Here is a 25,290-nt window from a genome sequence, read left to right as displayed (position 1 = left end):
TATTATTATAGCAAATTTAATTGTTATCTACAATTACTTCCGATACTTTAGTTATTTTATAACCTTTTTCTTTAAGTTGTTTTATTATCTGTGGCAATGCTTCCACAGTATTTTGAGTAGGGTGCATTAACACAATAGCACCGTTGTGATATTTAGTCATAACTCTATCTACAATTGTTTGAGGACTTGGATTATTCCAATCTATGGTGTCCAAACTCCATAGAATAACTTTATATCCTAATTGTCCTGCTACTTTTACTACTTCATCATTGAAATCACCATACGGTGGTGCAAAAAGGGTAGGTTTTGTTCCTGTAATTTTTTCTAAAATTTCACCGCTTTTTTTAATATCTTCTTCATATTGTTGCCGACTTAAATTTGTATATTTTACATGTGTGTATCCATGACTTCCGATTTCATGGCCTTTTTGATAAATATCTTTTACAACATCAGGATTTTTTTCTGCCCATTTTCCTTCAAAAAAAAATGTAATATGGATATTGTTATCTTTAAAAATATCTAACATTTTTGGTATGTACTCATCTCCCCATGCGACGTTGCAAGCAAAGGCAATCTTTTTTTCCTTTGTATCTCCTTTATAAATAGGTTCATTGCTGTTAAAAACAGAAACGCTGCGTGTAATTATGTAAATTAAAAAGATGAGCAGTAATATTGCTAAGGAAAAAATAATCCAAAAGCTTTTTTTAGGATATTTTATATAAAATATTTTCATTATAACACCACCCGTTGATATTCTCACTTTAATTTTATTCAAACAGGCGGCGAATATATTACTAAAAAATAAAAAACATAAACCGTGGGTCGGTTTATGCCTTTAGTTTCTTTCTTCTTCCTCTTCATCAGGCAATGCGTCTTTTCTTGAAAGGCTTATTCTTCCGAGTTTGTCTATATCTGTGACTTTTACCAATATGTCATCGCCAACTTTTACTACATCTTCTACTTTTTGTACCCGTTTTTTTGATAGCTTAGAGATGTGGACAAGTCCTTCTTTACCAGGAGCAATTTCTACAAAAGCTCCAAAGGGTGTTATTCTAAGCACTTTTCCTAAATAAATTTCTCCTACTGCTATATCTTTTGTTATAGCCTCAATCATTTGCTTAGCTCTTTCGCCAGATCTCAAATCAGAAGCAGTAATGTATAACCTGCCATCTTCTTCAATATCAATTTTTACTCCCGTTTCTGCAATAATTTTACTTATGGTTTTGCCACCAGGTCCGATTATTTCTCTAATTTTTTCAGGGTCAACTACCATCCTTATAACACGAGGTGCGTATACTGATAACTGTTTTCTCGGTTCTTTTATAACTTCTAACATTTTGTTGAGAATGTATAGTCTGCCCCTTCGGGCCTTTTCTAAAGCCATTTTCAAAATTTCTTTGTCAATTCCAGGAATTTTTATATCCATTTGTATCGCTGTGATTCCTTTTTCTGTGCCTGCTACTTTGAAGTCCATATCCCCTAAAAAGTCTTCAATTCCTTGTATATCAGTGAGTACAGAAACTACATCTCCTTCTTTGATAAGCCCCATAGCAACTCCTGCAACTGGAGCTTTTATTGGAACTCCTGCATCCATTAAAGCTAAAGTACTGCCACAAACACTAGCTTGAGAAGTAGAACCATTGGAACTTAAAACTTCTGACACTAATCTTATAGTATAGGGAAATTCCTCTTCAGAAGGAATCACCGGTTCTAAAGCCCTTTCTGCTAAAGCTCCATGACCAATTTCCCTTCTACCAGGACCTCTTAGAGGCCTTACTTCTCCAACACTGTAGGGTGGAAAATTGTAATGATGCATATATCTTTTTGCTTCTTCATCTCCTATGCCATCTAAAATCTGAATATCTCCTAATGCACCTAATGTTGCTACTGTAAGCACTTGAGTTTGTCCTCTTGTGAAAATCGCAGAACCGTGAGTTCTGGGTAGCACTCCTACTTCGCACCATATTGGTCTTATGTCGTCAAGGCCCCTGCCATCTACTCTTATTCTTTCCTCTGTTATCATTTTTCGCATTTGTTCTTTCATTATATTGTAAAGTACTTCATCTATATCAGCAAGATTATCAGGATATTCTTCTTTAAAGTGCTCTAAAACTTCTTGTTCAACTTTATCTAAGTTGTCGTTTCTCTCTTTCTTTTCTGCTGTTCTTAACGCATTGTATATTTTTTCTGTTGCATAGGCTCTTACTTTTTCTTCTAGGTCTTTGTCTATTTCATGTAAAATTACTTCGCTTTTCGGAACACCTACTTCTTTAACTATTCCTTCTATAAACTCTACAATCTGTTTGATATATTCGTGAGCATACATTATAGCATCTAGCATAGTTTCTTCAGGAATCTCTTTTGCCCCTGCTTCCACCATTACAATAGCATCTTTCGTTCCTGAAACCACTAAATGCATTAAGCTTTTTTCTCTTTGCTCATGGTTAGGATTAATTATAAATTGCCCATCGACTAATCCTACTGCTACCGCTCCTGTAGGACCATTAAAAGGAATATCAGAAATTGAAAGAGCAACAGACGAACCAATCATTGCGACTATTTCTGGTTGTACGTCAGGGTCAACAGATAAAACTGTAGCTATAACTTGTACATCATTTCTATAACCATGGGGAAATAAAGGCCTAATTGGTCTGTCAATTAACCGAGCAGAGAGAATTGCCTTTTCACTAGGTTTCCCTTCTCTTTTTATGAAACCACCAGGAATTTTACCGACAGAGTACAATCTTTCTTCGTACTCAACAGTTAAAGGAAAAAAGTCAATTCCTTCTCGGGGTTCTTTGGAAGCACAGGCAGTAACTAGAACGACAGTGTCTCCGTATTTTACCCAAGCTGCTCCATTTGCTTGTTGAGCTACTTTTCCTATCTGGACTAACAACTTTCTCCCGGCTAGTTCCATTTCAAAAGTTCGTTCTTCCATGTTATCCTCCTTTCGTAAAATTTTATAGAAAATAGAGCGAGGTATCTCGCTCTATTTTCTTAAATCTAATTTTTCGATAATGGCACGATACCTCTCCATATCTGTTTTCATTAAATAATTTAACAGTGCCCTTCTTTGCCCAACCATTTTAAGAAGACCTCTTCTTGAATGATGGTCTTTTTTATGAACTTGCAAATGAGCATTTAAGTTATTTATTCTCTCAGTTAAAAGGGCAATTTGAACTTCTGGAGAACCTGTGTCAGTATCGTGGAGCTTGAACTTATTGATTATTTCTGCCTTTTTTTCTTTGTCCAGCACTTTTTTCACCTCCATCTTTTAGAATACGCCTTATGCATAGAATACCGCCGGAGATACGGGTATCAAAGCATAAGGTAAATCGCTATTTTATTTTATCACATAATGTTTCTGTTGTAAAATATTTTTAAAGTTTTTAGCATAATTAATATCTTTAAAAACTTGTTCTTTTAAGGCTTCTAAATTTTGAAATTTAATTTCATCTCTTATTCTTGTTATAAATTCAACTTCTAAATATTTATCATATAAATTTTCATTGTAATCTAAAATGTAAGATTCGACAGAAATGCTTTTGCCACCAAAAGTAGGCTTCGAGCCAACATTTGTGACAGCTATATAAAATTTGTCTTCTATTTTTACTCGCGTCACATATACTCCTGCTTTTGGCAAAACCAAATCTTCTGATATTTGTAGATTAGCAGTAGGAAAACCTAATTTTCGCCCAATTTCTTGTCCATGAATCACTTTTCCTTGCAAGGGAAAAAAACGTCCTAATAAACTATTTGCCTCTTCAACTTTACCTGATTTTATTAATTCCCTGATATAGCTGCTGCTTACTACAATACCCTCCCTTATAACTGGTGGGACAACATAAACTTTATATGAATATACTTTGGAATATTTTTTTAATGTATCTACATTCCCTAAAGCTTTGTAGCCAAATCTATAATTATGTCCCACCACTGCTATTTTAATGTTTAATAGCTCTACTAAAATTTTTTTATAAATTCTTCAGCAGTTAATTTAGAAAAACTTTCAGTAAAGTCAAAAAATATTCCGTAATCAAGGTTAAATTGCTTTAAAATTTCTACCTTTTTTTGATAAGTAGTTATAAGCTCTGGTTGCTTGTCAGGGGTTAAAATTTTTGAAGTATGCTGTTTAAAAGTGAAAACAGCGCTCGCTAAGTTATTCTCTTTAGAAAGAGCTATTGCTTGCTTAATTAATTCCTGGTGACCTATATGAACTCCATCAAAATTGCCTAAAGCTATTACTTTGGCCTCTTTGTATTTTGATGCATTGCTTTCATAAACAATCTGCAAATTATCATTTCCCCCTCAAAGAAGTCTTTTTGGACGGATTTTATTTCGCTCTAAAATCCCAATGCCGAGAAATTTACCATTATTATCATATAACTTCAAAAGTGAAGTTTCAATAGGATATCTATTTTGAATAAATTGGCCTTTTAAAATTTTTTCAGCTTCCATTTTGTTTAATTGTACAGAAGGTAATTCAATAAACTTATCTATTGGCTGCAATAATACTTTCTTTTCCCTTATTTCTTCAAGAGTATAAGCATCTTCTATTTTAAAAGCACCAACCTCTGTTCTTATCAACATAGACATATATCCCGGCATGTTTAATTTTTCGCATATATCTCTTACTAAAGCTCTCACATAGGTGCCTTTAGAACATTTCACATCTATTAATACCCGATAAGGTGGTTCATATTCAACTAATTCAATATCATATATGGTAACCTCAATAGGTGGAATATCAATTGTCTTTCCTTCTCTTGCATATTCGTATAACTTTTTTCCTTTTATTTTCTTTGCAGAATACATTGGAGGAATTTGTTTTATTTTCCCTTTAAATTCATTTAAGACTTGCCTTAATTCTTCTTCCCTCAGAATCCTTACAGGTCCGCCTTTTACAATTTTGCCGCTTTTATCCAAAGTGTCTGTAGTAAAGCCAAAAGTTATTTCAAATCTATATCTTTTATCCTGCTCAAGAAGATAAGAGACAAATTTAGTGGCATTCCCTACACAAACAGGCAGTATTCCTGCTGCATCTGGGTCTAAAGTTCCTGTATGCCCTACTTTTCGTATATTATAGATTTTCCTAATAAAATCTACAACATCGTGAGAAGTCATACCAGGGGGTTTTAAAATATTGAGCATTCCCTCCAATTTTTATCCCTCTAATTCTTTGAATATTGCCTGTAAAATTTTTTCTTTGGCTTCTCCAATATTTCCTTTGATGCTACATCCAGCAGCTCTTACATGGCCTCCACCGTCAAAAATATTTGCAATTTTATTTACATCTATTTTTTCTTTTGACCTTAAACTAATTTTTATCTCTCCTTCTTTTTCAACTAAAAGTACCGCTACTTCTACTCCTTCAATATTTCTAGCATAAGTGATAATATTTTCTATATGTGAAAGGTTTGTGTTTGTTTCTTGGAAGTCTTTTTTTAAAATTTCCATATAAGCAACTCTTCCATCTTTATATAATGTAAGGCTATTTAAGGCTCTTCCTAAAAGTTTTGCTTTGTTGAATTTGAGAGTATTAAAAACTTTATCTCCTATTTCTTTAAATTTAGCGCCATTGTTTATTAAGTCTCCAGCTATTTGATGAGTTATAGAAGTAGTTGATTCGTACATAAATCCACCACTATCTGTCAAAATCGCTGTATAGAAACTTGTAGCTATTTCTTCATCAAATTCTACTCCTAACAATTTAACAATTTGATAGGCTATTTCTGCTGTCGCTGCTGCGTTAGTATCTACATAATTCAATTTGGCATACAAAGTATTTGAAATGTGATGGTCAATATTAATAGTTACAGCAGAAGTTTTTAAAAGTTCTTTGGTACTGCCCAATCTTTCTTCATCAGCACAGTCAAAAATCAAAACCACGTCTGCCTCTTTATAAAATGGTCTTGATATTTTCTCTACATTAGGAACAAAGTAGTACATTTCAGGGATTTCGTCATCTATGAATACATCTACTTCTTTTCCCATTTTTTTTAATACTTTATACATTCCTGTAACAGTGCCTATAGCATCTCCATCGGGTGCAATGTGAGATACTACAATTACACTTTTAGCATCTTTTATGTGATTTATTGCATCAATTAATATCAATTACCATCACCCTCTTGCTTGTTTAGTTCTTTTAATATTTCAGAAATGTGAGCTCCGTATTCTATTGATCGATCCAATTCAAAGATAATTTCAGGAGTATATCTCATTTTTATTCTTCTTCCAATTTCGTGTCTGATGTAGCCAGCTGCACTTTTTAGCCCTTCAAAAGTTTCTTGTTTATCTTCTTCACTTCCATAAATACTTACATAAACTTTAGCATATCTCAAATCTTTAGTAACTTCTATGTCAGTTATACTAACCATTGCTTTAATTCTTGGGTCTTTAATTTCTTCTAAAATCATTTTACTTATTTCTCTTTTCATTTCTTCTGAAAGTCGACTATTCCTGTACTGCATTATACTCATCCTTTCAACGAGGAATTTCTTCCATTTGGTAAGCTTCTATTATATCCCCCTCTTTAATGTCATTGAACCTATCTATACCTATACCACATTCAAATCCTTGTTGTACTTCTCTTACGTCGTCTTTAAACCTCTTTAAAGAAGCAATTTTACCTTCATAAACTACAATACCATCCCTTACTACACGTATATCAGAATTCCTTAAAATCTTACCACTTAACACATAGCATCCAGCTACATTTCCTACACCAGGTACTCTGAAAACAGCTCTAACTTCTGCTCTTCCTAGCTCTACTTCTTTATATTTTGGCTCCAACAGACCTTTCATAGCAGCTTTGATATCTTCAATAGCCTCATATATAATTCGATAAAGCTTTATATCTACCTTTTCTTTTTCTGCGAGATTTTTAGCGTTAGTCTCTGGTCTTACATTGAAACCTATTATTATGGCATTAGAAGCTGATGCAAGCATAACATCCGTTTCAGTTATTGCGCCTACTGCTCCGTGTATTACCTTTATTCTAACTTCTTCGTTGCTTAAGTCTTCAATGGATTTTTTTAGTGCTTCTACTGAACCTTGAACATCCGCTTTTATGATAATATTTAACTCTTTTACACTACCTTCCTGTATTTGACTAAATAAGTCCTCTAATGAAACTTTTTGCTTGCGTTTAAGTTCCATTTCTTTTTGAAGTTCTTTACGTCTTTCTGCTAATTCTCTTGCTTTTTTCTCGTCCTCTACTACTATGAGCTTATCTCCGGCTTCTGGTACTTCAGAAAAGCCCAAAACCTCCACTGGCATAGAAGGTCCTGCTTTTTTAATTCTTCTGCCTCTATCGTCAAACATTGCCCTTACTTTTCCATAAACAGTACCTGCTAAAATAGCATCTCCTATTTGCAAAGTTCCATTTTGCACAATGACAGTTGCAACAGGACCCTTTCCTTTTTCTAACTTTGCTTCTATTATAGTGCCTCTTGCTGGCTTATTTGGATTAGCTTTTAAATCTTCCATTTCAGCAACCAGCAAAATCATTTCTAAAAGATTATCTATACCTATATTTTTCTTAGCAGAAACAGGTACACAAATTGTATTTCCTCCCCATTCTTCTGGCACTAAACCTAACTCACTTAGCTCTGTCTTTACCCTATCTGGATTTGCAGTCGGCAAATCTATTTTGTTTATGGCTACAATCATAGGTACATTGGCGGCTTTCACGTGGTTTATTGCTTCTACTGTTTGAGGCATAACACCGTCATCTGCGGCTACTACTAGCACGACAATATCTGTGATGCTGGCTCCCCTTGCTCTCATAGCAGTAAAAGCTTCGTGGCCGGGTGTATCTAAAAAGACAATTTTTTTATCATTTATCTCAACTACAGAAGCTCCTATGTGCTGTGTAATTCCTCCCATTTCCTTCATAGTGACATTTGTATTTCTGATGGCATCCAATAAAGAAGTTTTACCGTGGTCCACATGTCCCATTACAGTGACAATAGGAGGACGAGGTTGCAAATCTTTTTCATCATCGGGCGTTTCTTCTAATAACATTTCTAATTCATCTTTTACTTCCTCTTTATCTACTAAAAATCCATATTCTTCAGCAATTTTAGCTGCATTTTCAAAGTCAATTTGTTGATTTACTGTAACCATTATTCCTTTTGCAATTAACTTTTTAATTATCTCTGTAGGATTAACTTTCATTTTTTCTGCTAATTCTTTTACAGTCAAAAACTCAGGAATAGTGATTATTTTAATTTCGTCCTCTTCTTTTTCTTCTGTTAAAACCGCTTTTTTGTTATTCTTCTTATTTTTTTTGCTACCTTTTTTAAAGCTCTTTTTATAAACTCTTTCTTCTTCTATGTCCTCTAAATTGTCCTCAAATATATCTTCTTCCTCTTTTTGATTGACTTCTTCTATTTGTTGTGGTTTGTCTCTTAATAAATCCAGTATCAGCTCTACTTCTTCATCTTCCAATGTGCTCATATGATTTTTAACTTTTATATCCAAATCGTTTAATTTGGATATAAGGTCCTTACTAGATAAATTTAATTCTTTTGCTAATTCATAAACTCTTGTTTTAGACATATTATTCACCTCCATAATTTTCCTCCTTTGCAGCATCTAATAATACATTTGCTAATCCTTCATCTGTAATACCAATTACCCCGACCATTTCTCTTCCTATAGCTTTTGCCAATAACTCTTTTGTGGAATATACAATGTAGGGGACTTTATTTCGTTCACACATTGTAGCAAACTTTTTAAAAGTATTCTTTGACACGTCGGTAGCCAATACAACTAAAAAAACTTTCTTAAGTTTAAGGTATTTATCCACACTATAATTACCAGAGACAAGTTTACCCGCTTTTTTACTTATTCCGAGCATAGAATGAAATCTGTCATTCTTCATCCTCTATCTCCCTCTTTAATTGTTCGTAAATTTCATCAGAGATCGGTACTTCTAACGCTTTTTCTAACCTTTTGTTTTTAAAAGCTTTTTCAAGACAATTTATATCTTTGCAAATATAACAACCTCTTCCCGGCACTTTACCTGTTAAATCCACCTGTACAACTGAATCTTTCGCTCGTCTTACAATGCGTATTAATTCCTTTTTTGGTTTCATCTGCTGACAGCCTAAGCACATTCTCATTGGAACCTTTTTGGTCTTCATCTTTTCACCTCACTTAACTTTTTACCATTGATTCGCTTTTTATGTCTATTTTCCAACCGGTGAGCTTTGCCGCCAGCCTCGCATTTTGTCCTTCTTTTCCAATTGCTAAAGACAATTGATAATCAGGTACAATTACTCTTGCTACTTTTTCTTTTTCATCTAAAATTTCTATACTCAAAGCCTTTGCTGGACTTAAAGCGTTCATTATAAATTCTTGAGGTTTTGAACTCCACTTGACTATATCTATTTTTTCTCCTTTTAGTTCATTGACGACAGCTTGTACCCTCGCACCTTTATATCCAACACAAGCTCCTACAGGGTCCACATTTTCATCCCTGCTAAAAACCGCCATTTTTGTCCGTGAACCAGCTTCTCGAGCAATGCTCCGTATTTCCACTATCCCTTGTTGAATTTCTGGGGATTCCAATTCAAACAATCTTTTTACAAGTCCTGGATGAGAACGAGAAATTAAAATCTGAGGTCCTTTAGTAGTCTTTTTTACTTCCACAATATACACCTTAACTCTGTCTCCCGGTGCAAAAGTTTCCCCCGGGATTTGTTCTGATGGGCCTAATATAGCCTCTACTCTTCCTAAATTAATTAACACATTTTTTTTGTCAACCCTAGTTACAATACCTGTTACTACTTCTGTTTCTTTGGCTAAAAACTCTTCATAAATTACATTTCTTTCAGCTTCTCTAATCCTTTGAATCACAACTTGTTTTGCGTTTTGTGCTGCAATTCTGCCAAAGTTTTTAGGAGTTACTTCTATATCAACTATATCTCCTATCTGGTATTTTTTATTTATTTTTCTCGCTTCTTCTAAACTTATTTCTAGTAGGTCATTGTAGACCTCTTCTACTACCGTTTTTTGTGCATAAACTTTAACATCTCCTGTTTCTCTATCCATGACAATTTTAACATTTTGAGAAGTTCCATAATTTTTCTTGTAAGCAGAAACTAAAGCAGCTTCTATTGCTTCAAACATTGTATCTTTTGGGATACCTTTTTCCTCACAGATAGAATTTAAAGCTTCTATGAATTCTGCGTTCATTATTATTCTCCCTCCTTAATTTTAAAACTTTATTACTGGTTTAACAAGACTTACATTCTTCATATCAAATTCCTTTCTTTCTCCATTATAGAGAATAATTATTTTATCACCAGTAAACTCTATAAGTTCACCTTCAAACTTTTTTCTCTTATCAATAGGGGCATATAGGGAGATTTCTATTTCTTTTCCGATATTTCTTTCAAAATCTCGAGGCTTCTTAAGAGGTCTATCGAGACCGGGAGAAGATACTTCTAAAATATAACTGTGTTCTATTGGGTCTACTTCATCTAATCTATCGCTTAAATACTCGCTAACCAATTGACAATCATCTAAAGTAATACCTCCTTCTTTATCTATATAGACTCTCAAATACCAGTGGCTTCCTTCCTTTTTGTATTCTACATCTACCAGTTCAAAATTATTTTTTTCTAAAACAGGCATTACTAAATCCTTTGCAATCTGTTCTATTTTGGACATATCCTTCTCCTCCTAAAACTTTTTATTTTTCATTATATAAACTAAAGAGTGGGAAAACCCACTCTTTGTGCAAAAAATCTATGTTGACATAACAATTATAGCATACACCTTTTACCAACGCAACACTAAAATAAACTTAATTGATTAGATTCTGGCAAATCGGTTAAACAGCCATACTGTTTTAATATTTCTATAACTGTTTTACTGACCTTTGTTCTGTTTCTAAAATCTTCAACAGATAGAAATTTGCCATTTTCTCTTTCTTGTGCAATTGTTTTGGCTGCTTGTATTCCTACTCCCTCTAAAGAATTAAGAGGTGGTAGCAATCCTTCTTCAGTAATCAAAAATTTGACTGCATCAGATTTATATAAGTCTACATTTATAAACTTAAATCCTCTTAGGTACATCTCTAAAGCTACTTCTAATACTGTTAAAAGGCTTTTTTCTTTAGGACTAGCATTATTTCCTTTCGCTTCTATCTCTTTTATAGCATTTTTTATGCTGTCTTTCCCTTTTAATACAATATCCAAATTAAAGTCATCTGCTCTAACGGTAAAGTAAGTAGCATAAAAGGCTTCTGGATAATGAACTTTAAAATAAGCAATTCGAAATGCCATTATTACGTATGCCACAGCATGGGCCTTAGGAAACATATATTTTATTTTTTGGCAAGACTCAATAAACCAATTTGGAACACCGTGTTTTCTCATTTCTTCTATTTCTTCTTGTGTTACACCTTTGCCTTTCCTCACATTTTCCATTATTTTAAAAGACAATTTTTTGTCCATACCTTTGCTTATCAAATAAAGCATTATGTCATCTCTTGTAGATATTACTTCTTTTAATGTAGCTATTCCTTCTCTTATTATATCCTGAGCATTGTTAAGCCATACATCAGTGCCGTGAGAAAGTCCACTTATGCGTACTAGTTCTGCAAAAGTAGTAGGACGAGTGTCAATAAGCATTTGTCTTACAAACTTTGTACCAAACTCAGGTAATCCTAAAGTACCCACAGGAGTATTTAGCTCTTCAGGGTCTATTCCCAATGCTTCTACACTGGTAAATAAACTCATAGTTTTTTTATCATATAAAGGAATTTCTCTTGCATTAATGCCGGTTAAATCCTCCAGCATTCTTATAACTGTAGGGTCATCATGCCCTAAAATATCCAGTTTTAAAAGCCTTCCGCTTATTGAATGGTAGTCAAAATGAGTTGTTATAACATCGGTGTCTTCTGCATCAGCAGGATGCTGTATTGGAGTAAAGTCATAAATACTCTTGTCCTTTGGCACTACCATTATTCCACCTGGATGTTGCCCTGTGGTTCTTTTCACTCCTGTACAACCAACAGTAAGTCTTTTGATTTCTGATTTATGAACTATTAAATTGCGTTCTTCAAAATATTTTTTGACATATCCATAAGCAGTTTTATCTGCTAAAGTTCCAATAGTACCTGCTCTAAAAACATGGCCTTTTCCGAAAAGTTCTTCTGTATACTTATGAGCAATAGGTTGGTATTCCCCAGAAAAATTAAGGTCTATATCTGGTTCTTTATCCCCTTCAAAACCTAAAAACACTTCAAAGGGTATATCAAAACCATCTTTCCTCATCAAAGTTCCACAGTGAGGACAAGTCTTATCCGGCATGTCCACACCACAACCATAGCTTCCATCAGTTATAAACTCGGAATACTTACAATTTGGACAAACATAATGAGGCGGCAGCGGGTTAACTTCTGTTATTCCGCTCATAGTGGCTACTAAAGAAGAGCCTACAGAACCTCTAGAACCAACCAAATACCCATCTTTTAAAGACTTAGACACTAATTTTTGAGCTATAATATACATAACTGCATATCCATTGTTAATTATAGAATTTAATTCTCTATCTAAGCGATTTTGTACTATTTCCGGCAAAGGGTCACCGTATATTTCATGGGCTTTATCTAAAGTAAGCCTTCTTAATTCTTCTTCAGCTCCCTCTATCACAGGAGGGAATGTTCCATCTGGTATAGGTTTTACTTCTTCTACAAGGTCAGCAATTTTATTAGGATTATCAATTACAATCTCTTTCGCTACTTCTTCTCCTAAATATTCGAATTCTTTTAGCATCTCATCAGTTGTTTTAAAATAAAGAGGCGGCTGCCTATCTGCATCCTTATATCCTTTTCCTGCCATTAAAATTTTTCTGTATATATCATCCCATGGATCTAAAAAGTGCACATCTCCTGTTGCCACTACTAATTTGTTGTATTTTTTACCCAAAAGATAAATTTTTTGATTAATTTCTCTTAATTCTTCTACGCTTTTTACTTCTCCTTTTTCAATTAAAAACTCATTATTACCAACAGGTTGTACTTCTAAGTAATCGTAAAAAGAAATAATATTCTCTAGTTTCTTTTCTTCTAAGTTAGATACAATCGCCCTAAAAACTTCCCCTTGTTCGCAAGCAGAACCAATGATAAGACCTTCTCTCATACTAATAAGTAAACTTTTGGGAATACGAGGTGTTCTATGAAAATATTCCAAATTGGATTTAGAGATTATTTCGTATAAATTTCTCAATCCTTTTTGGTCTTTTACCAAAATCGTGACATGATAGACAGGAAGTTTCCGTATGTCAACTTCACTTTCTTTTAATATAGCATTTATATCTTTTACCTTTTCTACTCCTAATTCTTTTAACCTATCAATAGTTTTTTTAAATATTTCAGCTGTAGCCATAGCATCGTCTACTGCTCTGTGGTGGTGTTCCAATTTTACTTGTAAATGGTCAGCCAGTGTGTCTAGCTTGTAATTTTTCAAGTCCTTATATAAATGTCTACTTAGTTCTAAGGTATCTAAAACTGCATTGTTTACATTTAAATTAAATTTTTTAGCTTTAGATTTTATAAAAGACACATCAAAATTTGCATTATGAGCTACTAAAACACTGTTAGAAGCAAACTCCAAGAATTTAGGTAATATTTCTTCTATAGAAGGAGCATCTTTAACCATAGATTCGTCAATTCCAGTAAGTTTTGTTATAAAAGAAGAAATAGGAATTTTGGGATTAACAAAGGTTTCAAAAGTATCTATTATTTTGCCTTCTTTTATTTTTACTGCACCAATTTCAATTATTTCATCATTTATATTGGAAAGACCCGTCGTCTCTATATCAAAAACAGTAAATTCATCTTCTAAAGTGGCTTCTGTATCTCCTGTTACAATAGGTACACCATCATCCACTAAATAACCTTCTACACCGTATATGACTTTTACACCGTATTTAGAAGATGCTTCCATCGCTTCAGGAAATGCCTGTACAACTGCATGGTCTGTTATAGCAATGGCTTTATGTCCCCATTTTGCTGCTCTTTTAATCACTTCTGTTGCAGAGGCTACTGCATCCATACTGCTCATTTGAGTGTGTAAGTGAAGTTCCACTCTTTTTTCTTCACTTAAATCTTTTCTTTCTTTTGGAGATATCAACTGAAGGTCTTTTAGACTTATTACTAAGTCTCCTTCATATTTATCGTAGAAAACTTTCCCTCCTAATTTTACAAAACTGCCTACTTGGATATTCTCTTTTAAATAATTATACTTTTCCTCAGTTAAAAAGGCTTTTACAAGTATCGATGAAGTATAATCAGTTATATCAAAAGTCATTAAAATTTTGGACTTTAATTCCTTAAACTCGAGAGAAAAGATTTCACCTTCTATTATTGCTTCTTCTGTTTCTGCAGTGATATTTTTAATGGATATTGCTTCAGCTTTTATTTCCTTTCCTAAAAGTACTTGGGAATCTTCTTTATCCACAATTTTTTCTGTTGTTTTGCCAGTTTCTTGCTTCTGCCCGCTTTTAGTGATTTCTTCAATAACTTTTATATCTTCCTCCATTATCATTCTTTCCATTGTATCTTCAAACTCTTCTAAAAGGACTACATCTATTTCTGTTTTAAACCCATATTTATCCTTTAGAAATTTCTTAAGAACAAAATCAATTTTATTGCTTTTTATAAATTGATAGACTACTTCGTTGGGAGCTTTAATTATTATCTTTTGATTCTCTGTTACTACATCACAGGTTTTTAAAAAACTAAGAGAAGCAGGGTATTCTTCGCTTATTTTTAAAATTATTTCCTCAAAATTGTCTAATATGTCCTGAAGACTATTAAATTTTTTCTCCTGTTCTACTACGACTTCTACCTCTTTAATTAAAGGAAATTTATTAAGCAAAAAATCCTGAAATTTTCTTATTTGAGAATTTATGTTATTATTGGAAGATACGCTTACAATTAATTTTCTCTCTTTTTTTAACAATTTTACTTTTTTTATTTCAAATTCCTGCGGAAAAGATGCTGGAATCATCAAATCCCTCTTTCTAAATCCACATTTTTAAAATATCAAAATACATTTTTAATCGCGCATAAAAGCCTTTAACTAATCCCAGCTTTTCTTCTTTCATGACATGACTCATATTCTCAAGAGGCACATTTACCACCCTTAACTTATTCTTTTCAGCATGTCTATTTAAAGCAATTTCTACTCCGAATCTACTGATTTCCATCTCTTCAATGTTTTCTAAAAACTGCCTTTTTATTGCCCTTTGGCCTGACAAAAAGGGTGCTATTTTTTGTGCAAAATCTGTAGATTTTCTTCCACCAGAAAAAATTCCAATTGTCATATCTGCTTCATTTTTTAATACAGGAGATACGAGATTTACAAAATGTTTTTCAGTAAGTCCAATCAAATCGGCATCTAACATAACGATAATATCACCTTTAGAATTATCTATTCCTGCTTTTAACGCTTTTCCTTTTCCTTGATTTTTTTCTAAATCAACAAGTTTTACATTGTATTTTAGAGCTTGTTCTTTTGTATCATCTGTAGAACCATCATTTACAACTATGATTTCATCAATCAGGTCTATTGTTTCTAAGACTGACAAAACTCTCCCAATATTTTTTCCTTCATTAAAAGCTGGGATTACAACAGAAATCATTAAGAATCCTCCTCAAGTAATTTTTCAATTTCTTTCATCAATTCTTCTACTAACTCTTCTTCCTTAACTTTTTTATAAACTTTTCCTTTTTAAAAATAACTCCTTCTCCATCTCCTCCTGCTATTCCTATATCCGCTTCTTTTGCTTCCCCTGGTCCATTTACAACACATCCCATAACAGCAACTTTTAAAGGCTTTTTAATATGCCTCGTCCTTTTTTCTACTTCTTCTGCTAACCTTATCAAGTCAATTTTTGTTCTGCCGCAGGTAGGGCAGGAAATAATTTCTACTCCTTCTTTTAGAAAGCCTAAAGAGCGTAAAATTTGTTTTCCTACTCTTACCTCATGGACTGGGTCACCTGTTAGAGAAACTCGTATTGTGTCTCCTATTCCTAAATAAAGCAATGTTCCTATTCCTATAGCAGATTTTATAGTGCCAGCTTCAATGGTACCTGCCTCTGTTATGCCTACGTGCAATGGATAATCCACTTTTGAAGAAGCGAGTTTATAAGCCTCTATAGTAAGAGGTACATTTGTAGTTTTAAGCGAAATAACTATATCATAAAAGCCTAACTTTTCTAAAATTAAAACATTTTTTAAAGCGCTTTCCACAACTGCTTCGGCAGTTACTCCCTTGTATTTATGTAATATTTCTTTTTCTAAAGAACCAGAATTTACACCTATTCTAATAGGAATACCTTTTTCTTTTGCTATTTCTACCACTTTTTTGATATTTTCTTCTCTTCCTATGTTTCCAGGATTAATTCTTATCTTGTCTGCTCCATTTTCAATTGATTTTATAGCTAATCGATAATCAAAATGAATATCTGCTACCAAAGGAATATTTATATTTTTCTTTATTTCTTTTATTGCTTCAGCTGCTTCCATATCTGGAACAGCAACTCTTATAATATCACAGCCTTCAGCTTCCAGTTTTTTTATCTGCTCTATTGTTTTTTCAATATCGTGGGTATCCGTGTTAGTCATAGACTGAACTAAAATTGGATTATTTCCTCCAATTTTTTTATTGCCTATTTTGACTTCGCGAGTAATTTTTCTCATTTTTATCACCTTTTAAAAAATGCGTAGAATATCCCTATAGGTTGCAAAAATCAACAAAGCAATCAACAGTAAAAAACCTAAATAATGAATATAGCCTTCTTTTTCAGGTGGCAATGGTTTACCTCTTACTGCCTCTGCTAACACAAACAAAATCCTTCCACCGTCTAAAGCCGGTAGTGGCAATAGATTAAAAAGGCCTAAATTTACGCTTATAAGAGCGGAAAAAGCTAGTAAATTTATAACACCTGTTTTAGCGACTGTTCCAACAGCTTGAACAATTCCCACAGGTCCCATAATATCATTGACAGAGACTTTTCCGGTTACTAACATTACAAGAGACAAAATAATAAGTTTCGAAAAATATATTGTCTGATTGATGGCAGTTTTAAAGGCAAGAGAGATAGAACGCTCATAGTCTGGAACAATTCCTATCATTACCTTTGAAGCGTTTTTATCAAAAATTGGTTTTACTTGTTTTTGTAAAATTTGATTTCCCCTTTGAATTTCAATTGTCAATACTCGCTCTCCATTAGAACTTATGGCTTTCTCTAACTCCTCCCATGTATTTATCTTTGTATTATTTACCATTACAATTTTGTCCCCCGGCAAAATTCCTGCTTTTTCAGCGGGATAGCCTTCCATTACGGATTTTACCTGTGGTATCGGACTTCCTATATTAAAAAATACAATAAAAAGCAATAAAAAAGCTAATAATATATTCATTAAAGGACCTGCAGCAAAGACAGCTAACCTTACAGGCCAAGGCTTATTTACTATAGCCCGCGGGTCATTAGATTTTTCATCTTCACCTTCTAAAGCAACATAACCACCGAATAGCAATGCTCTAAAAGAATACTCTGTTTCTCCGTATTTCTTTTTAAAAAGTCGTGGACCAAAGCCAATAGAAAATTCATTTACTCTAGCTCCAGAAAGTTTTGCAACGATAAAATGTCCAAATTCGTGAAACATTACTAAAACGCTTAAAACAATTATACTTATCAATATTGTCAAAATGTATCACCTCATATATTTTTTTGCTATTTTTTCCTTAACCTCTTTATCCACATTTATTATATCATCTAAAGTGGGATTTTGTATATTATTATGTTCTTTCATGCTCTCCTCTATGATTTCAGCTATTTGTAAAAATTCTATTTTTTTATTTAAAAACAGTGACACAGCTATTTCATCAGCCGCATTTAACACTGTAGTCATCGTGCCGCCAATTTTTAAAGCCTCATATGCCAACGACAAACATCTAAAAGTTTCTAAATCGGGTTTTTCAAAAGTTAGCTGAGTTGTAATAGAAAAATCCAAAAAATTTATTCCATTTATGTAATTGCGAGTAGGATAATTTAATGCATACTGAATAGGTATCCTCATATCGGCAGTAGCCAATTGTGCAATTACACTACCATCTATATATTCTACCATTGAGTGAATTATACTCTGGGGATGCACAATCACATCAATTTTATCTTCAGAAATGTCAAAGAGCCATTTTGCTTCTATTACTTCAAACCCTTTATTCATCAAAGTGGCAGAATCTATCGTGATTTTTTTCCCCATTTTCCAATTAGGATGATTTAGAGCCTCATTTACAGTTACTTTTCTCAAATCTTCTTTTTCTTCCCCCTAAAAGGACCTCCAGAGGCTGTTAAAATCAATCGAGATACTTCTTTTTTGTCATTTCCTCTTAAACATTGGAGTATAGCAGAGTGTTCACTATCTACAGGTAAAAGAGTTATATCCTTCTTTTTTACCAAATCCATCACAATTTGTCCAGCTGTTACAAGTACTTCTTTATTCGCTAAAGCGATATCTTTTCCCCTCTGGATAGCTGTAACTGTTGGAATAAGGCCAGCAATCCCTTCTACGGCTACCACCACTAAATCGGCATCGTACTTCACAATTTCTTGAAGCCCTTTGCTGCCAGTTAGAATTTCGACATTTTTCTTTAGATTCTCCCTTAATTGGTTAGCTTTATCTTCATCTTTTACTGCTACAACTTTAGGATTAAATTCTCTAATTTGTTTCGATAAAAGTTCTACATTGTTATAAGCTGTAAGTCCTACTATTTCAAAACTTTCTCTAAAATTTTTTATTACGTCTAATGTTTGTGTACCGATAGAACCAGTTGAGCCGAGAATTATTACCTTTTTCATAAAGTACATCCCTTTCTAAATTAAGTACTGAAAAATAAAGTATATGAAAGGAGAAACAAATAAAATACTATCAAATCTATCTAAAATTCCTCCATGGCCAGGAATTGTATTTCCAAAATCTTTAATGTAACAATTTCTTTTTATAAAGGAAGCAATTAAATCTCCACATTGAGCAATCAAACTGCCAAATAAACCTATAATTACAGAAAGATATATACTGACATTCGATTGAGGAAATAACCAAACAAATACAGCACAGCTTATGGTAGAGCCTATGATTCCTCCAATCGCTCCTTCTATCGTCTTTTTGGGACTGATTGTAGGAGCAAGTTTGTGCTTTCCAAAAAATCTACCGGTAAAATAGGCAAAAGTATCTGTCATCCAAGAGACTATAAAAACAAACCATACTATGTACATTCCTTCAGGCATTTCTCTAAGTTTTTGTATGTATAAAAAGAAAAGAGGTATATAAATGATTCCCATTAAAGTTAGAGCGTAATCTTTGAGATTATATTTTTTATTAGTCAAAAACAGCAAAAAAAGCATCATTGTGATTATAACTAATACATCTACTTTTGCGATTTTACTTTCTAAAAAATATAAAAGGATTGCTGACACGTATCCAAAAATTTTTACAGGCCGTACCCCAATATTTTTTGTAGCATTATAAAATTCATTAAGTCCTAATATGCTTACTAAAACTAATGCAATTTTAAGCATATTTCCCCCTTTTATTAAAATGAAAAATAAAATTGGCAAGCCTACTATCGCACTTATAACTCTTGTTTTTAGCATATTTATTTACCACTCCTTACTATACTCCCCCAAATCTTCTTTGGCGAGTTTGGTAATACAATATTGCTTCAATAAGATGTTCTTTGCCAAAATCCGGCCACAGTACCTCTGTAAACCAAAGCTCAGAATAAGCAGATTGCCATAATAAGAAATTGCTCAATCTTTTTTCTCCACTTGTTCTTATTATAAGATCTGGATCTGGCTGGTTTTTAGTATACAAATTTTCACTTATAGTTTGTTCTGTAATTTCCTCAATGGACAATTCATTATTTAAAATCTTTGTGCAAATTTTTTTCACAGCCTTTACTATTTCATCTCTTCCGCCATAATTTAACGCTATATTAAGTACAAGGCCAGAGTTGTTTTTTGTTACATTTTGCGCCCGATCTATTTCAATTTTACACTTCTCTGGTAAAACAGAAATATCCCCTATGAAGTTAATCAATACATTATTTTTATTCAATTCATCTACTTCTTTAGAGAGATATTCAACGAGTAAATCCATTAAAAAATTTACTTCTTCTTTAGGTCTTTTCCAGTTTTCAGTTGAAAAAGCGTACAAAGTTAAATATTTTATCCCTAATTCTCTAGAGGCTTTTACAACCTCTCTTACAGCATTAACACCAGCTTTATGGCCATAAAATCTCATCATCCCTCTTTTTTGAGCCCATCTTCCATTTCCATCCATGATAATACCTATATGAATAGGCAATTTATTTTTATCAATCTTGTCACTCAAGTCTCTATTTTTTTGTCTAAAAAACACCATTTATTTTCCTCCTCATTTTATAAGGGCACCCCCTCGTCAGAGGGGGATTAAATTCTAATAACAGTAATTTCAAGAATGTTATTTTGTTCTTTTATCCTGGCAACTTTTAAACGAGAACCCTCATATTTAAAAATAGATTTTGTCTCTACAACGTTAAATTTTAAGTCCTTAGGTAATTTTTCTATTATTTTATGTAAATCCATTCCTATAAAATTATTATAATAATCTGTCAAATTTCCATTATCTCCTTTTCTTTAGCTTCCACCGCTTTGTCTATCTCTTTAATATATTTGTCAGTTAATTTTTGAATTTCTTCTTCTCTCTTTTTTCTTTCATCTTCCGAAATTTCGCCGTTTTTTTCCATCTTTTTTACAGCATCATTAGCATCTCTTCTTATTTGCCTTACTGCTACTTTTGCCTCTTCTGCTTTTTTATGAACTAACTTTACCAATTCTTTTCTTCTTTCTTCAGTCAATTCAGGAAAAACTAATCTTAACACTTTACCGTCAGAAACTGGATTAATTCCTAAATCTGATTTCTGTATTGCTTTTTCAATATCGCTTACTTTTGAAACATCCCACGGTTGTACAACTAGTACTCTTGGCTCCGGAGCTGTAATGGTGGCTAATCTGTTAAGAGGAGTTGGAGTACCATAATAATCTACCATAATTCGGTCAAGTAGTGCAGGATTTGCTCTACCTGCTCTTATAGCAGCTAATTCGTTTTTTAAAACGCTCAAAGATTTTTGCATTTTTTCTTCGCTAGCTTTTAAATAATCACTCATACTTAAACCTCCTTCACTATTGTACCAATATCTTTTCCTGTTACTACTTTCTTTATATTTCCGTAGGTAGTAAGGTCAAAAACTATGATTGGTATTTTATTGTCCATGCATAAAGAAGTTGCTGTTGAATCCATTACTCCTAAACCTTTGTTTAAAACATCTAAATAAGATAATTCTTTAAATTTTACAGCGTCTTTGTATTTATTTGGGTCTTTGTCATAGACTCCATCTACTTTTTTAGCTAATAGTATGACCTCCGCATCTATTTCTGCTGCTCTTAATGAAGCAGCAGTATCAGTTGAAAAGAAGGGATTCCCTGTCCCAGCAGCAAATATAACAACTCGTCCTTTTTCTAAGTGTCTTATTGCTCTTCTGCGTATATAGGGTTCTGCAATTGCTCTCATCTCAATAGCAGTCTGAACTCTTGTAGGAACTCCCCGTTGCTCTAAAGCATCTTGCAGTGCAAGAGCATTAATTACAGTCGCAAGCATTCCCATGTGGTCTGCAGTAGTTCTGTCCATCCCAATACCTTCTCTTCCACGCCATATATTTCCTCCGCCAACTACAAGACCAATTTGAACTCCCATTTCTTTCACTTCTTTTATCTCGTCTGCTATTCGATTAACTGTGTCAAAATCGATTCCAAATCCTTTATTTCCTGCCAAAGCTTCTCCTGAGATTTTCAGAACTACTCGCTTGTAAACAACTGACAACACAATAACACCCCATTCTTATAAGTTCTATAAAAATTTTGAAAATCCTTCTTAATTTTTTAAGTAATTTATAAAAATGGGACACAACCGTGTCCCTATGTGGTTGCCTATTTAATTTTATTACTCATTTGAGGAAGTTTCAATACCTTCTCCTCTTTCAAATCTGACAAATCTTCTTATTACAATGTTTTCTCCTAATTTTGCAATCGTCTCATTTAACAAATCTTTCACTGTTTTTTCTGGGTCTCTAATGTATTCTTGTTCTAACAAGCAATTCTCTTTGTAAAATTTTTCAATACGTCCTTCAACTATTCTATCTACGACATTTTGGGGTTTCCCTTCATTTAACGCCTGTGCTTTTAAAATTTCTCTTTCTTTTTCCAAAACAGCTTGTGGCACATCTTCACGAGAAATATACTTTGGATTTGCGGCAGCAATTTGCATGCATATTTCTTTAACAAAATTTTTAAATTCATCAGTATTTGCAACAAAATCTGTCTCACAATTTACTTCTACTAAAACCCCTATTCTTCCACCACTGTGTATGTAGGCATCAACTAAGCCTTCATTAGCAACTCTACCTGCTTTTTTAGCAGCAGCAGCCAATCCCTTCTCTCTTAAAATATCTATGGCCTTTTCCATATCTCCATTTGCTTCCATTAAAGCTTTTTTACAATCCATCATTCCAGCGCCAGTTCGTTCTCTTAATTCTTTAACAGCTTGTGCTGATATCATTAGAAAAACCTCCTTAGATAATGATAAATGATATACAATAGTGGTAAGGAGCTTTGCCTTTTTCCTTACCACTAGACCAAAATTTTCACTCTTCTGAAGCAGCAAATTGTTCGCCTTGATTGCCTTCAATCACTGCATCTGCAATCTTTGAAGTAATAAGCTTGACAGCTCTTATAGCATCATCATTTCCTGGAATAGGATAATCGATTAGCTCAGGATCGCAATTGGTATCTACAATAGCTACAATTGGTATTTCCAAGCTTCGAGCTTCTGCCACAGCGATAGCTTCTTTTTTGGGGTCAACTATGAATAAAGCAGAAGGCAGAGACTGCATATTCTCTATTCCGCCCAAAAATTTCTGCAATCTTTCCTTTTCTTTCCTAAGTTTTATTACCTCTTTTTTAGGAAGAACATCAAAAGTTCCATCTTCCTCCATTTTTTTGAGTTCTTTTAATCGTTGAATTCTTCCTCTAATTGTTTTAAAATTAGTTAGGGTTCCACCTAACCATCTTTGATTTACATAAAACATACCACATCTTTCTGCTTCTTCCTTAATAGAATCCTGAGCCTGTTTCTTGGTCCCAACAAAAAGAATAGTGCCTCCTTCCATGGCCAACTTTTTGACAAATTCATAAGCTTGTTCCAGTTTTTCTACCGTTTGTTGTAAATCAATGATGTAAATTCCATTTCTTTCTGTAAAAATATAAGGAGCCATTTTAGGGTTCCATCTTCTTGTTTGATGACCAAAATGTACCCCTGCCTCTAATAACTGCTTCATTGAAATTACCGACATACATCCACCTCCTATGGTTATTCCTCCGCCTAAATCCTCTTGCAAAAAGACCTTTTCAGGCACCCTTTTTGCAATCATTAGGCGTGTGTTATTGACTGACAATGAATACTATATTATATATTTTGCTAAATGTCAATATATTATCACACTTTTATGTCTAGATGGCCTATGTTTTTTTACGTTTTTTATCCTTATCTTTTTCCTGCTTATTTTTTTGTTCAGAGTTTCGACGATCTTTTATAAGAGTTTTTTCTGTTTTCTCGAGTTCATTAGGCTTTGTCTTCTTTATTTCATTTTCTCTATTAGAAAGGGTTGTTATTTGCTGAGAATAAATGACAGGCTTTTGAAGGTCAATTTGTTTCAAATTTCCTACCTCTACAGTACGGGGTAGAATAGATTTTAAATCAATAGGGGCATTGGAGGACATAAAATTCATCTCCTTATTTTAGAGGAAAAAATTTTATTTCTTCCTCATTTTTTATAAACATAGCATATTTAATAGGTTCTTGTATTTTTAAAGTCACGTCATCAATGACGAGTTTAGTTCCTGGAAATATTGTATCAAAAACTTTTATAATTCCAATACTAGAACTTTTTATTTCCTCCTTTAAAGAATTTAATTCCTCACTTAGACGATGATTTAGAGAAATTAAATCTTGGAAAGATTTTTTAGCTTTATGATAAATCTCTTCTTTATCAGGAGGTAAGTTTTCGATTTTTTCTATGTACTTAAGAATTTTTCCTATTTTTTCTAATTGGGCATTGTTTTGTTCTATTTGACAAGTTAATTCCGCTATTTTCAGTCTCTTTTGAGGCAGTATACCTACTTGTAATTCTGTATACGTTCCCATTTTTGAACCAATATTTGCCGCTGAAATTTCTCTTGCAGCTACAATTTTACTGCCAATAATTTGGCTTTTATTTCCTAAAAGTTTTACACTTCCTCCTGCTTTTACATCGCAATAAATTATCGCTTCACTGTATATATCTTCTCCGGCTTCTACACTGCAGTTTTGTAAATACTTTGCTGTAATATTTCCTTCTGCGATAATTTTTGCCCTTCCAGCGCCCTGTACTCCTTTATGAATACTGATATTCCCTTTTGCTATTATAGTGGCTGCTTCCACTACTCCAAAAATTTCTATATTACCTTCACTTTCAACAGTAAAACCTGATTTAACATTTCCAGTAATTTTTACACTTGCTACCGTTTTTATGTTTCCTACAGAAGTGTCGACTTCTTTTACTTCCAAAAGAGTATGTACTTCTATTTTGTTGTTTAAAACCACAATATGGCCATCTACAGCAGCTACAAGCTTATCCTCATCAATATAAGTATTTTTTCCAAGAGGAAGTCTTACATCTTTGCCGCCTAGAGCATCAACTTTTTGTCCAAAAACATTAATTCCTGGTTGTCCTTCAGTAGGATTTATTTTTCGAGCTATTATTTGGCCCTTTTTAACGTTTTTAAACAAGTCCAAATTTTTATAGTCTACACTTCCGTCCTCCAAAATTTTTGGGGTTGCAGCACTTTCTACGTCTATCTCAAAAATTATCTTTCCATCTTCTCCATTTATAGGCTTTTTACCTTCTGCAATTAATACACCTTTTACCTTTTTCAAATCTTTACAAATATTATCTATAACATCGAATTTTATTCCATATACTATATTATGTTTTGCTATTTCTTGTAATAAAACTTCTTTATTAATACTAATGCCATTGGGGTCTTCAATTAAAGTCAAATAAGCTTGTTGTTTATCTCTTGATACGTCAACAAGTACTTTATACTTTTTTTCATCCATTTTAA

Annotated in this window: 23 protein-coding genes and 3 pseudogenes; all 26 read right to left on the bottom strand. The window is 33.2% G+C overall.

Annotated features, from left to right (window positions below):
* Window positions 1-16: 16 nt before the first annotated feature.
* The 26 genes and pseudogenes from THESIDRAFT1_RS11015 to THESIDRAFT1_RS10890 all read right to left on the bottom strand — a co-directional run bounded on the left by THESIDRAFT1_RS11015 (window position 17) and on the right by THESIDRAFT1_RS10890 (window position 25,285).
* Window positions 17-733 (bottom strand): polysaccharide deacetylase family protein, encoded by a 717-nt coding sequence (locus THESIDRAFT1_RS11015; protein WP_006570411.1) that lies wholly within the window; start codon window positions 731-733, stop codon window positions 17-19.
* A 102-nt stretch (window positions 734-835) separates the two neighbouring features.
* Entirely contained in the window at window positions 836-2,938 is a 2,103-nt protein-coding gene (locus THESIDRAFT1_RS11010) for a polyribonucleotide nucleotidyltransferase (protein WP_003869129.1), read from the bottom strand.
* A 51-nt stretch (window positions 2,939-2,989) separates the two neighbouring features.
* Entirely contained in the window at window positions 2,990-3,256 is a 267-nt protein-coding gene (gene rpsO / locus THESIDRAFT1_RS11005) for a 30S ribosomal protein S15 (protein ID WP_003866758.1), read from the bottom strand.
* Window positions 3,257-3,343: 87 nt separating this feature from the next.
* Window positions 3,344-4,293 (bottom strand): annotated as a pseudogene (locus THESIDRAFT1_RS11000) (bifunctional riboflavin kinase/FAD synthetase).
* Window positions 4,294-4,308: 15 nt separating this feature from the next.
* The gene (gene truB, locus THESIDRAFT1_RS10995; RefSeq protein WP_208638252.1) at window positions 4,309-5,151 is read right to left on the bottom strand and encodes a tRNA pseudouridine(55) synthase TruB; all 843 of its coding nucleotides are present in this window, start codon (window positions 5,149-5,151) and stop codon (window positions 4,309-4,311) included.
* 12 nt (window positions 5,152-5,163) lie between these two features.
* The gene (locus THESIDRAFT1_RS10990) at window positions 5,164-6,117 is read right to left on the bottom strand and encodes a DHH family phosphoesterase (protein ID WP_003869132.1); all 954 of its coding nucleotides are present in this window, start codon (window positions 6,115-6,117) and stop codon (window positions 5,164-5,166) included.
* A complete protein-coding gene (gene rbfA / locus THESIDRAFT1_RS10985) occupies window positions 6,114-6,473 on the bottom strand; it encodes a 30S ribosome-binding factor RbfA (protein ID WP_003866754.1) in 360 nt (119 codons plus the stop codon). Before rbfA ends, THESIDRAFT1_RS10990 begins: the two co-directional genes overlap by 4 nt.
* A 13-nt stretch (window positions 6,474-6,486) precedes the next feature.
* Window positions 6,487-8,580 carry a translation initiation factor IF-2 gene (infB, locus tag THESIDRAFT1_RS10980; RefSeq protein ID WP_006570410.1) on the bottom strand — a complete coding sequence of 698 codons (2,094 nt, stop codon included), beginning with the start codon at window positions 8,578-8,580 and terminating at the stop codon, window positions 6,487-6,489.
* Complete coding sequence (locus THESIDRAFT1_RS10975; protein ID WP_003866751.1) at window positions 8,567-8,890, bottom strand: L7Ae/L30e/S12e/Gadd45 family ribosomal protein; 324 nt, start codon at window positions 8,888-8,890, stop codon at window positions 8,567-8,569. Before THESIDRAFT1_RS10975 ends, infB begins: the two co-directional genes overlap by 14 nt.
* Window positions 8,880-9,152, bottom strand: a complete 273-nt coding sequence (gene rnpM / locus THESIDRAFT1_RS10970) for an RNase P modulator RnpM (RefSeq protein ID WP_003866750.1) — start codon at window positions 9,150-9,152, stop codon at window positions 8,880-8,882. The genes THESIDRAFT1_RS10975 and rnpM overlap by 11 nt, the downstream gene beginning before the upstream one ends.
* Window positions 9,153-9,165: 13 nt before the next feature.
* Window positions 9,166-10,206, bottom strand: coding sequence for a transcription termination factor NusA (gene nusA / locus THESIDRAFT1_RS10965; RefSeq protein WP_003869135.1), 1,041 nt, complete (start codon window positions 10,204-10,206; stop codon window positions 9,166-9,168).
* A 21-nt stretch (window positions 10,207-10,227) separates the two neighbouring features.
* A complete protein-coding gene (rimP, locus tag THESIDRAFT1_RS10960) occupies window positions 10,228-10,683 on the bottom strand; it encodes a ribosome maturation factor RimP (RefSeq protein WP_003869136.1) in 456 nt (151 codons plus the stop codon).
* 125 nt (window positions 10,684-10,808) lie between these two features.
* Window positions 10,809-15,032 (bottom strand): PolC-type DNA polymerase III, encoded by a 4,224-nt coding sequence (locus tag THESIDRAFT1_RS10955; RefSeq protein ID WP_006570409.1) that lies wholly within the window; start codon window positions 15,030-15,032, stop codon window positions 10,809-10,811.
* A gap of 13 nt (window positions 15,033-15,045) precedes the next feature.
* Window positions 15,046-15,666, bottom strand: a complete 621-nt coding sequence (locus THESIDRAFT1_RS10950; protein WP_003869138.1) for a glycosyltransferase family 2 protein — start codon at window positions 15,664-15,666, stop codon at window positions 15,046-15,048.
* Window positions 15,666-16,726 (bottom strand): annotated as a pseudogene (gene ispG, locus THESIDRAFT1_RS10945) (flavodoxin-dependent (E)-4-hydroxy-3-methylbut-2-enyl-diphosphate synthase). The gene THESIDRAFT1_RS10950 and the pseudogene ispG overlap by 1 nt, the downstream one beginning before the upstream one ends.
* 12 nt (window positions 16,727-16,738) lie before the next feature.
* Entirely contained in the window at window positions 16,739-17,737 is a 999-nt protein-coding gene (gene rseP, locus THESIDRAFT1_RS10940; RefSeq protein ID WP_003869140.1) for an RIP metalloprotease RseP, read from the bottom strand.
* Window positions 17,738-17,743: 6 nt separating this feature from the next.
* Window positions 17,744-18,891, bottom strand: a pseudogene (locus tag THESIDRAFT1_RS10935) (1-deoxy-D-xylulose-5-phosphate reductoisomerase).
* 15 nt (window positions 18,892-18,906) lie between these two features.
* Window positions 18,907-19,686 carry a phosphatidate cytidylyltransferase gene (locus THESIDRAFT1_RS10930; RefSeq protein WP_006570406.1) on the bottom strand — a complete coding sequence of 260 codons (780 nt, stop codon included), beginning with the start codon at window positions 19,684-19,686 and terminating at the stop codon, window positions 18,907-18,909.
* Window positions 19,687-19,705: 19 nt separating this feature from the next.
* Complete coding sequence (locus THESIDRAFT1_RS10925) at window positions 19,706-20,455, bottom strand: isoprenyl transferase (RefSeq protein ID WP_006570405.1); 750 nt, start codon at window positions 20,453-20,455, stop codon at window positions 19,706-19,708.
* A 47-nt stretch (window positions 20,456-20,502) separates the two neighbouring features.
* On the bottom strand, window positions 20,503-20,688 hold the full coding sequence (locus THESIDRAFT1_RS10920) for a hypothetical protein (protein WP_003866737.1): 186 nt from the start codon (window positions 20,686-20,688) through the stop codon (window positions 20,503-20,505).
* Window positions 20,685-21,239 (bottom strand): ribosome recycling factor, encoded by a 555-nt coding sequence (frr, locus tag THESIDRAFT1_RS10915; protein ID WP_006570404.1) that lies wholly within the window; start codon window positions 21,237-21,239, stop codon window positions 20,685-20,687. Before frr ends, THESIDRAFT1_RS10920 begins: the two co-directional genes overlap by 4 nt.
* Before the next feature lie 2 nt (window positions 21,240-21,241).
* Window positions 21,242-21,955 carry a UMP kinase gene (gene pyrH, locus THESIDRAFT1_RS10910; protein WP_039929376.1) on the bottom strand — a complete coding sequence of 238 codons (714 nt, stop codon included), beginning with the start codon at window positions 21,953-21,955 and terminating at the stop codon, window positions 21,242-21,244.
* 117 nt (window positions 21,956-22,072) lie between these two features.
* Window positions 22,073-22,687, bottom strand: coding sequence for a translation elongation factor Ts (gene tsf / locus THESIDRAFT1_RS10905; RefSeq protein WP_003866734.1), 615 nt, complete (start codon window positions 22,685-22,687; stop codon window positions 22,073-22,075).
* An 85-nt stretch (window positions 22,688-22,772) separates the two neighbouring features.
* The gene (gene rpsB, locus THESIDRAFT1_RS10900) at window positions 22,773-23,480 is read right to left on the bottom strand and encodes a 30S ribosomal protein S2 (protein WP_003869145.1); all 708 of its coding nucleotides are present in this window, start codon (window positions 23,478-23,480) and stop codon (window positions 22,773-22,775) included.
* A gap of 166 nt (window positions 23,481-23,646) precedes the next feature.
* Entirely contained in the window at window positions 23,647-23,907 is a 261-nt protein-coding gene (locus tag THESIDRAFT1_RS10895) for a hypothetical protein (RefSeq protein ID WP_006570402.1), read from the bottom strand.
* 13 nt (window positions 23,908-23,920) lie between these two features.
* Window positions 23,921-25,285 (bottom strand): DUF342 domain-containing protein, encoded by a 1,365-nt coding sequence (locus THESIDRAFT1_RS10890; RefSeq protein WP_003869147.1) that lies wholly within the window; start codon window positions 25,283-25,285, stop codon window positions 23,921-23,923.
* Window positions 25,286-25,290 lie beyond the last annotated feature (5 nt).

Source organism: Thermoanaerobacter siderophilus SR4 (genome assembly GCF_000262445.1).
GTDB classification, from domain to species: domain Bacteria; phylum Bacillota; class Thermoanaerobacteria; order Thermoanaerobacterales; family Thermoanaerobacteraceae; genus Thermoanaerobacter; species Thermoanaerobacter ethanolicus.
Note: the sequence above shows the minus strand (reverse complement) of the source record. Positions and strands in the feature narration are given on the sequence as shown.

What these genes read in the sequence shown, in the direction of transcription:
- rpsB (WP_003869145.1), bottom strand. Translation starts at nt 23,480, where the DNA reads ATGTCGGTAATTTCAATGAAGCAGTTATTAGAGGCAGGGGTACATTTT.
- THESIDRAFT1_RS10950 (WP_003869138.1), bottom strand. Translation starts at nt 15,666, where the DNA reads ATGATTTCTGTTGTAATCCCAGCTTTTAATGAAGGAAAAAATATTGGG.
- tsf (WP_003866734.1), bottom strand. Translation starts at nt 22,687, where the DNA reads ATGATATCAGCACAAGCTGTTAAAGAATTAAGAGAACGAACTGGCGCT.
- THESIDRAFT1_RS10895 (WP_006570402.1), bottom strand. Translation starts at nt 23,907, where the DNA reads ATGTCCTCCAATGCCCCTATTGATTTAAAATCTATTCTACCCCGTACT.
- infB (WP_006570410.1), bottom strand. Translation starts at nt 8,580, where the DNA reads ATGGAGGTGAATAATATGTCTAAAACAAGAGTTTATGAATTAGCAAAA.
- nusA (WP_003869135.1), bottom strand. Translation starts at nt 10,206, where the DNA reads ATGAACGCAGAATTCATAGAAGCTTTAAATTCTATCTGTGAGGAAAAA.
- rbfA (WP_003866754.1), bottom strand. Translation starts at nt 6,473, where the DNA reads ATGCAGTACAGGAATAGTCGACTTTCAGAAGAAATGAAAAGAGAAATA.
- THESIDRAFT1_RS11010 (WP_003869129.1), bottom strand. Translation starts at nt 2,938, where the DNA reads ATGGAAGAACGAACTTTTGAAATGGAACTAGCCGGGAGAAAGTTGTTA.
- THESIDRAFT1_RS10930 (WP_006570406.1), bottom strand. Translation starts at nt 19,686, where the DNA reads ATGCTAAAAACAAGAGTTATAAGTGCGATAGTAGGCTTGCCAATTTTA.
- rnpM (WP_003866750.1), bottom strand. Translation starts at nt 9,152, where the DNA reads ATGAAGACCAAAAAGGTTCCAATGAGAATGTGCTTAGGCTGTCAGCAG.
- frr (WP_006570404.1), bottom strand. Translation starts at nt 21,239, where the DNA reads ATGAGTGATTATTTAAAAGCTAGCGAAGAAAAAATGCAAAAATCTTTG.
- THESIDRAFT1_RS10925 (WP_006570405.1), bottom strand. Translation starts at nt 20,455, where the DNA reads ATGGTGTTTTTTAGACAAAAAAATAGAGACTTGAGTGACAAGATTGAT.
- THESIDRAFT1_RS10975 (WP_003866751.1), bottom strand. Translation starts at nt 8,890, where the DNA reads ATGAAGAATGACAGATTTCATTCTATGCTCGGAATAAGTAAAAAAGCG.
- truB (WP_208638252.1), bottom strand. Translation starts at nt 5,151, where the DNA reads ATGCTCAATATTTTAAAACCCCCTGGTATGACTTCTCACGATGTTGTA.
- THESIDRAFT1_RS10890 (WP_003869147.1), bottom strand. Translation starts at nt 25,285, where the DNA reads ATGGATGAAAAAAAGTATAAAGTACTTGTTGACGTATCAAGAGATAAA.
- rimP (WP_003869136.1), bottom strand. Translation starts at nt 10,683, where the DNA reads ATGTCCAAAATAGAACAGATTGCAAAGGATTTAGTAATGCCTGTTTTA.
- THESIDRAFT1_RS11015 (WP_006570411.1), bottom strand. Translation starts at nt 733, where the DNA reads ATGAAAATATTTTATATAAAATATCCTAAAAAAAGCTTTTGGATTATT.
- THESIDRAFT1_RS10955 (WP_006570409.1), bottom strand. Translation starts at nt 15,032, where the DNA reads ATGATTCCAGCATCTTTTCCGCAGGAATTTGAAATAAAAAAAGTAAAA.